This window comes from Streptococcus sp. A34 (assembly GCF_043674115.1).
Taxonomy (GTDB): domain Bacteria; phylum Bacillota; class Bacilli; order Lactobacillales; family Streptococcaceae; genus Streptococcus; species Streptococcus suis_V.
This window is the reverse complement of sequence record NZ_JBIMJM010000057.1, coordinates 1-7,376: the sequence shown is the minus strand read 5'-3', so window position 1 is coordinate 7,376 and position 7,376 is coordinate 1. Positions and strand designations below refer to the sequence as shown.

Sequence of the window (7,376 nt, the reverse complement as noted above, 5' to 3'; positions counted from 1 at the left end):
AGTCTTTGAATTATCAAACACCTTACCAAGTTTTTCTGAGTTATATAAAAAGTCTAACTTAATTTGACAATTTAAAAATAAAAAAGAGCCGAACTTTTTCGACTCCTTTTCATCTCTTAGTCTGCGCGAATAACTTCCACACGGTAGCCATCTGGATCCGTTACAAAATAGTATCGTCCTGGATTGCCTGGTAGTCCACTGAGGTCTGTCGTTGGATAGCCAAGCGCCTTGTGCTTAGCATTGTCCCCTTCCAAATCATCGGAAGAGAGAGCCAGGTGTGAAAAACCATCCCCAACCACATAAGGACCATGATCGTAATTATAAGTCAATTCAATCTCAAACTCATCACCTGGAAGTGCCAAATACACCAAGGTAAACTTGTGGTCCGGATAATCCTTACGACGGGTTTCTTTAAATCCAAAGGCTTCTTCGTAGAACTTTTGAGAAGCTTCTAAGTTTTCAACACGCAAACAAGCGTGCAACATTTTTTTACTTGCCATGTTAGACTCCTTTTATTTGATACTTAAATTCTATCATAAAATACATGAAAAATCTGATATCTGATATGAAAAGTGGACCATCACAAGGACGGTCCACCTTATATAGTTGATGCTCAATTCCTATTGCCCCTGAGACCAATGGTCATGAACACTCCCTATCAACTATGATTTCTTTTGCGAGCTGCAAATCCTGTAAGACCAATAAGAGCAAGGACTGATTGACTATCTCCGGTATTTGGCAAGCTAGCAGATTCTGATTGAGTTGCTGAAGCTGGACTTACTGACTCAGTTGGAATTGAGAGTTCAGAAGTTGAAGCCGGTTCTGGACTAGCTACTGTTGAAGTAGTGACAGGTGCAGCTGGTACTTTGAACTCAAAGCTGGCAGATAGTGATAAGCTGGTTCCCTTTTTCCGTCACCAATTCTTCTTCAACGACTGCTGCTGGCGCCATGACAGTCAACTCATTACCAGATACATAGCCACCCACACTTGATAGCCAGTTAATCTTGATGTAGCGAGTAACGGTCCCCTCTGGTAGAAGAGCAGCTTTTTCGTTCGCATTACGAAGCCAGGTTGTTGGTTCACCGACTGCTTGCCATGTCTCACCATCTTGACTAATTTCAAGGCTCAATCCAGTAATATTTCCATTACCAGCGTTATCACAAGGACGATAAATTAGGTGATCGACAGCTGTACTTTCTCCCAAATCAATAACTAGACTTGACGGAACAGCACGATTATTGTTCCAATCACTATGGTAAAGTGTATTATCATCATCATCGTAAAGATTGGTTAATGGTTCATTTGCTTGTTCTGCCGTGCTTGCAGTTGCATTGACAATTGCTACTTTCAAGCTTGGCTCTTTAGCAATTGTATTGGTTTCGAGAACCTCATATACTTCTGAAGAACCTAGTGGATTACGGGCTGTCACACGGAATCGATAACTTGTAGTTGGCAAAAGACTGTGCACATCAAAGTGAGCATTTTCTGTCCGACCAATCGCAACCGAAGCCATACCGACAGTAAAACGTCGGATAGAAAAACGTTGCCGCTTATCAAATAGTTGCTTTAAAATTTATTCATTTAACATAGACCTCTATTTTTATTATATTAATTATATTGTTTTCACTTTTGATGCATCCTCCTAAACCTACATCATCCATATTGAAGCGCTTACAAAAAGAGTCTTTCATTGAATGATTTTAATCACAAGCATTTTGTGAATATATCCACTTGATAATTTATTTATATACGAATTTAGTTGTCATACAAACATAGTTATAAGTTGTGATAATTCTATCCGAGCATCAAAAAACACCTAGACCGAAGTCCAGGTGTCCAACCAATTACGCTTCCAAGTAGTACTCTTTCACGATGTTGAGGTTTTCGTCCAATTCGAACACAAGTGGTGGGAAGTTAGGGATTTCCACATCCATGATTTCATCGTCAGACAGTTGCTTGATGTGTTTTACAAGGGCACGGATAGAGTTACCGTGTGCACCTACGAAGACATTTTTGCCATCTTTCAAGGCTGGAGCAATCTTGTCTTCCCAGAATGGAAGAGCGCGCTCAAGCGTTACTTTTAAGTTTTCAGCATCTGGGATAACTGAGCCATCAAGGTGAGCATAACGACGGTCAGTGTGTGCTGAATGCTCATCGTCTTTTGCCATTTCTGGTGGCAATACATCGTATGAACGACGCCAGATGTGTACTTGCTCATCACCATATTCAGCAGCAGCTTCAGCCTTGTTTTTACCTGTTAAACCACCGTAGTGACGCTCGTTCAAACGCCATGATTTTTCAACTGGTACCCACAATTGATCTGCAGCTTCAAGAGCCAAGTTTGTTGTCTTGATTGCACGTTTCAATACTGAAGTGAAGGCCAAGTCAAACTCGATACCAGCTTCTTTGATCAATTTACCAGCGTCGATTGCTTGTTGTGTACCTTTGTCAGACAAATCAACATCAGCCCAACCAGTGAAAAGGTTAGCTTTGTTCCATTCAGACTCACCATGGCGAGCAAAAACCAATTTTACCATTATATGGATTCTCCTTTTTATTTTGAGGTTTCCCTCTTATACTTCTCTATTTTACACGAATTGCGTAAAAAATGCTAGTTTTTCCACAAGCTGTTTACGCTTTCATTATTTTTTCTTGAAAATTCAGCCCTCAGACCTATCCTTCTTCTTATCCATTATGCCAAAAACATGATATAATAGTTAGGCTGAACACGACAGATCCAAGAGGAGATTCCGCACTCTAGAAATGCCGGACTTTTTTATCCTTTGCGAACTGAACAATAATAATGAACACGGAGTACTCATGAATAAAGTAGCTATCGTGTCTGCCTACCGCTCTGCCATTGGCAGTTTCGGAGGTAGTCTAAAAGATATAGAAATCGCCGACTTGGGAGCCCAGGTTCTCAAGCAGGCGCTAGAGAAAAAGAATATCCCAGCGGAGAGCATTGACGAGGTCATCTTTGGCAATGTCCTTTCTGCTGGTCAGGGGCAAAATATTGCCCGCCAAGTTGCTGTCAAAGCAGGACTTCCGCAAGAAACTTCTGCTTATTCGGTTAATAAGGTCTGCGGTTCCGGTCTCAAATCCGTCTTGCTCGCAGCCCAGTCTATCATGCTGGGCGACAATGACGTCGTCGTTGCAGGTGGTATTGAAATCATGAGTCAAGCACCCTACCTGTCGAAGCACAGCCGATTCGGTGCTAAATTCGGACACTTGGAATTAGAAGATTCTATGCTGACCGACGGTCTGACGGATGCTTTTGAGGGCTACCACATGGGCATTACCGCTGAAAATGTTGCAGAGCGGTATCAGGTCACTCGTGAAGAACAGGACGCTTTCACCTTTGCCAGCCAAGAAAAAGCTGCTCAGGCTATCGCCCAAGGCACATTCGTAGATGAAATTGTCCCAATTAGCCTTCAAACCCGCAAGGGAGAAGTCATATTTGACACAGATGAATACCCACGATTGACCCCTCTTGATAAATTAGCAACACTCCGCCCTTCTTTCAAAAAAGATGGTACGGTGACTGCTGCCAATGCCTCAGGTATCAATGATGGCTGCGCAGTTCTCGTTCTCATGTCAGAAGAGAAGGCTAAGGAGTTGAATGTCCAGCCTCTAGCCTTCATCGAGGCCTATGCAACTAGCGGATTGGACCCAGCCTACATGGGCTTGGGACCAATTCCAGCTAGCCAGAAAGCTCTACAAAAACTCGGAAAAACAGTGGACGACATTGATTTGTTTGAAATCAATGAGGCCTTCGCTGCCCAGTCCATTCCTGTTGTCAAGGAATTGGGCATCCCAGCAGATAAGGTCAACGTCAACGGAGGTGCAATCGCACTCGGACACCCTATCGGTGCCAGCGGTAGCCGCATCCTGGTGACGCTGATCCACGAACTAGAAAAACGCAATGGAAATCTAGGCCTCTGCTCACTCTGTATCGGAGGCGGTCAGGGAATTTCCCTCATCATTTCCAAGGCGACCACAAGATAAATCACTTGTAAACAAAGGAATTTTTATGAATATTGGTATTGATAAAATCGGTTTTGCGGCACCTGATTTTGTATTAGATTTGGCTGACTTAGCCCAAGCCCGCTCTGCTGATCCTAATAAATTTAAAATCGGATTGCTCCAGTCTGAAATGGCTGTGGCTCCTGTGACTCAAGACATCGTGACCTTGGGGGCACAGGCTGCGGCTAGCATCTTGACCGAAGAAGATAAAGCAACTATTGACATGGTCATCGTTGGTACCGAATCAAGTGTTGACCAGAGTAAGGCTGCAGCCGTGGCTATTCATGGACTCCTCGGTATTCAACCCTTTGCACGGTCTATCGAAATGAAAGAGGCCTGCTACGGTGCAACTGCCGGACTCAGCCTAGCCAAAAGCCACATCAACCAATTCCCTGACTCCAAAGTTCTGGTCATCGCTAGTGATATTGCCAAATACGGTATCGCATCAGGCGGTGAACCAACTCAAGGTGCGGGCGCTGTTGCCATGCTGGTCACTGCTGACCCACGCATCATGGTCCTCAACAATGACAATGTCTGCCAAACCCGCGACATCTACGACTTCTGGCGTCCCAACTATGACAAATATCCGCGTGTTGACGGCAAATTTTCAACCGAACAATACACTGACTGCTTGACTACTACCTTCGACCACTACCAAGCGAAAACTGGACAACAGCTCAGCGACTTCGCGGCTATGTGCCTGCATATCCCATTCTCAAAGCAGGGGCTCAAGGGCCTCCAAGCCATTGCCAAGGACGAGGAAACCCTGACCCGCCTCTCTGACCGCTTCCGAGAGGCCATCGTTTACAATAAGGTGGTCGGCAACATCTATACTGGCTCGATTTTCCTTTCTCTCCTTTCCCTTTTGGAAAATAGCAGAGCGCTCAAGGCAGATGACCAAGTCCTCTTTTATAGCTATGGTAGCGGAGCTGTCTGTGAAATCTTTAGCGGCCGCCTAGTCGAAGGCTACCAAGAGCACTTGGAAATGGACCGCCTAGACAAGCTCAACCAGCGGACACGCTTGAGCATGGACCAATACGAACAAATCTTCTTTGAAGAAATTGAATTGGACGAAACAGGCACTTCTGCTGACTTGCCTGCTGACCAAAGTCCATTTGCTCTAGCTAAAATCCAAGACCACAGACGAATCTATATCAAAAACTAGTCAGTAACTGGCACCCTTGGCCAAGCCAGGGTGCTTTTCTCATATAGAAAGAGGAAATCATGTCCCATTTCTCAGGATATTACAAAAAAACGCGGCTTGAACGCATTGACTTACTAGGTCAAGCTCATCAGCTAGATGAGAAAACCATTGCCATTCTCCAGCAAGATGATAATCTCCCAGAAACCGTTGCAGGAAAAATGGCTGAGAACCACCTTGGAACCTTCTCCTTGCCCTTCTCGGTCGTACCAGAATTGCTGGTTGACGGTATCAGCTACAGTATTCCCATGGTCACGGAAGAACCCTCTGTCGTTGCCGCTTGCTCGCTAGGTGGAAAAATGATTGCCAAGTCGGGTGGTTTCAACACTACCGTCCACAACCGCCTTATGATTGGTCAAGTCGCACTCTACGACGTTCCTGACATGAACAGAGCTAGTCAGCTCATTGGTCAGGCGGAAGAAGAACTGCTCCAACTAGCCAACGACGCACATCCATCTATTGTCAAACGAGGCGGTGGCGCTAGAAAGATTACCGTCGAGCAAAAGGATGAATTTCTGATTGTTTACTTGCAGGCCGACGTCCAAGAGGCCATGGGCGCCAATATGTTAAATAATATGTTGGAAGGGATAAAAGAACATTTGGAAACTCTATCGCAAGGTCAGGCCTTGATGGGGATTCTGTCCAACTATGCAACGGAGTCCCTAGTGACCGCAGAATGTCGGATAGCCATCTCAAGTCTAGCAATCAGCTCTGCCATTGCCCAAGAAACGGCAAAAAAAATAAGCCTTGCCAGCAAACTGGCTCAGGTGGACCCTTATCGGGCAGCCACCCACAATAAGGGGATTTTTAACGGCCTTGACGCCCTTGTACTTGCGACGGGAAATGACTGGCGGGCGGTTGAGGCAGGCGCTCACGCCTATGCCAGTCGCGACGGACAATATCGCGGTCTTTCGACATGGACAATCCAAGGCGAGGAGCTGGTGGGTTCCATCACACTGCCCCTGCCTATCGCTACCGTCGGTGGTTCAATTGGCCTCAATCCTAAGGTTCAAGCAGCTTTTGCTATTTTGGGACATCCACAGGCGCGGCAACTAGCTTCTATCATAGCCGCTGTCGGTCTCAGCCAGAACTTCGCTGCTCTGCGCGCCTTGGTCACAACTGGTATCCAACAGGGACACATGAAACTTCATGCCAAATCCCTGGCCCTGCTAGCCGGCGCCCACGAAAAGGAGGTCGACCACCTAGCCCACCTCCTGCGCCAAAAAAAACACAGCAATCTGGAGACAGCACAGAAATTGTTAGAAGAAATGAGAAGAAACTAAAAAAAGAGGGGTGATTCTTTTTTAAGCCTCCACTAACCAGTCTAGCAGGCTCATCTTCTCGATACCACCATAATTTGCATAGGGTTGAATAGTATCCATAGTCAGTATATACTTGGGGTAGTTGTCTGAAATCTTCTGCAGCGGACGCAATTCCCTTTCAAGCGTTTCAGGCTCAAGAGTTGTTTCACTGACTTGGTAATAGGCAAAATGCCCCTGCTCCGTGACGGCAATGAAATCCACCTCGTACTTATCGACATTGCCAACATAGGCCTTGCTATAACGTCGACATAGCTCCAGAAATACAATATTTTCAATCATATGTCCAATATCTTCCTGATGATCTGGGAGCAATAGGTTTCTAAAACCAAGGTCTACTGTGTAGTATTTTTCTAGACGCTGTAAGAGACTACACCCTTTTACATCAAACCGAGGAACTGCGTAAAAGAGCAGGCTATCTGTAAGGCTGTTCAGATATTGTTCCAAGGTTGCATGTGCGATTTTTACACCCTGACTAATCAGGGTATTTTTTATGCTAACATCAGAGGGGACTGTCAATCGCTCTACCCACTTCTTAAAAGTCAATGGGCATTACCGCCTCATTACACCTATTGAAGCAGAGCGACTGCAAGACTTTCCAGACGTTTGGACAGCTAAGAAAAAACTTTCTGACGGAACTATTGTTGACGTTTCTGATAAAATGCGAATGTTTTTCATGGGTAATGCCTTAGTAACAGAAATCGTTAAAAAAATCGGAGAATTTATAAAAGAACTCAACTGAAATAGTTGAGTTCTTTCAGACTGAAGACAAAGTCGTTAGAATTGTATTTCTAACGGCTTTTTCATATGTAAAGTAGTATAATAGAGTTAG

At 44.9% G+C, this 7,376-nt stretch carries 7 protein-coding genes and 2 pseudogenes; 4 read left to right on the top strand and 5 right to left on the bottom strand.

Features of this window, described 5'->3' with window-relative positions:
* Positions 1-116: 116 nt before the first annotated feature.
* The 4 genes from ACHBGV_RS10020 to ACHBGV_RS10005 form a co-directional block, all read right to left on the bottom strand.
* Positions 117-500, bottom strand: a complete 384-nt coding sequence (locus ACHBGV_RS10020; RefSeq protein WP_105111248.1) for a VOC family protein — start codon at positions 498-500, stop codon at positions 117-119.
* A gap of 158 nt (positions 501-658) precedes the next feature.
* Positions 659-742, bottom strand: a complete 84-nt coding sequence (locus ACHBGV_RS10015; protein ID WP_394736257.1) for an LPXTG cell wall anchor domain-containing protein — start codon at positions 740-742, stop codon at positions 659-661.
* Positions 743-872: 130 nt separating this feature from the next.
* Positions 873-1,574 carry a discoidin domain-containing protein gene (locus ACHBGV_RS10010; protein WP_394736256.1) on the bottom strand — a complete coding sequence of 234 codons (702 nt, stop codon included), beginning with the start codon at positions 1,572-1,574 and terminating at the stop codon, positions 873-875.
* Positions 1,575-1,845: 271 nt separating this feature from the next.
* The gene (locus tag ACHBGV_RS10005; RefSeq protein WP_105161274.1) at positions 1,846-2,538 is read right to left on the bottom strand and encodes a phosphoglycerate mutase; all 693 of its coding nucleotides are present in this window, start codon (positions 2,536-2,538) and stop codon (positions 1,846-1,848) included.
* A 283-nt stretch (positions 2,539-2,821) separates the two neighbouring features.
* On the opposite strand from ACHBGV_RS10005, the gene ACHBGV_RS10000 reads away from it, so the two are divergent.
* The 3 genes from ACHBGV_RS10000 to ACHBGV_RS09990 are packed head-to-tail and all read left to right on the top strand — an operon-like array spanning position 2,822 to position 6,508.
* Complete coding sequence (locus ACHBGV_RS10000; RefSeq protein ID WP_394736255.1) at positions 2,822-4,006, top strand: acetyl-CoA C-acetyltransferase; 1,185 nt, start codon at positions 2,822-2,824, stop codon at positions 4,004-4,006.
* Positions 4,007-4,031: 25 nt separating this feature from the next.
* Positions 4,032-5,189, top strand: a complete 1,158-nt coding sequence (locus ACHBGV_RS09995; RefSeq protein WP_172094572.1) for a hydroxymethylglutaryl-CoA synthase — start codon at positions 4,032-4,034, stop codon at positions 5,187-5,189.
* A 59-nt stretch (positions 5,190-5,248) separates the two neighbouring features.
* On the top strand, positions 5,249-6,508 hold the full coding sequence (locus ACHBGV_RS09990; RefSeq protein ID WP_125265368.1) for a hydroxymethylglutaryl-CoA reductase, degradative: 1,260 nt from the start codon (positions 5,249-5,251) through the stop codon (positions 6,506-6,508).
* Here ACHBGV_RS09990 and ACHBGV_RS09985 read toward each other — a convergent pair.
* A pseudogene (locus ACHBGV_RS09985) lies at positions 6,505-7,039 on the bottom strand (DUF4143 domain-containing protein); the annotation flags it as partial. The gene ACHBGV_RS09990 and the pseudogene ACHBGV_RS09985 overlap by 4 nt on opposite strands.
* Between ACHBGV_RS09985 and ACHBGV_RS09980 the strand changes: the two are divergent.
* A pseudogene (locus tag ACHBGV_RS09980) lies at positions 7,038-7,286 on the top strand (DNA cytosine methyltransferase); the annotation flags it as partial. The pseudogenes ACHBGV_RS09985 and ACHBGV_RS09980 sit on opposite strands and share 2 nt — an antisense overlap.
* Positions 7,287-7,376 lie beyond the last annotated feature (90 nt).

Bases quoted from the DNA above. Each gene is read 5' to 3' on its own strand.
- ACHBGV_RS10020 (WP_105111248.1), bottom strand. From the start codon at position 500: ATGGCAAGTAAAAAAATGTTGCACGCTTGTTTGCGTGTTGAAAACTTA.
- ACHBGV_RS10000 (WP_394736255.1), top strand. From the start codon at position 2,822: ATGAATAAAGTAGCTATCGTGTCTGCCTACCGCTCTGCCATTGGCAGT.
- ACHBGV_RS09990 (WP_125265368.1), top strand. From the start codon at position 5,249: ATGTCCCATTTCTCAGGATATTACAAAAAAACGCGGCTTGAACGCATT.
- ACHBGV_RS09995 (WP_172094572.1), top strand. From the start codon at position 4,032: ATGAATATTGGTATTGATAAAATCGGTTTTGCGGCACCTGATTTTGTA.
- ACHBGV_RS10005 (WP_105161274.1), bottom strand. From the start codon at position 2,538: ATGGTAAAATTGGTTTTTGCTCGCCATGGTGAGTCTGAATGGAACAAA.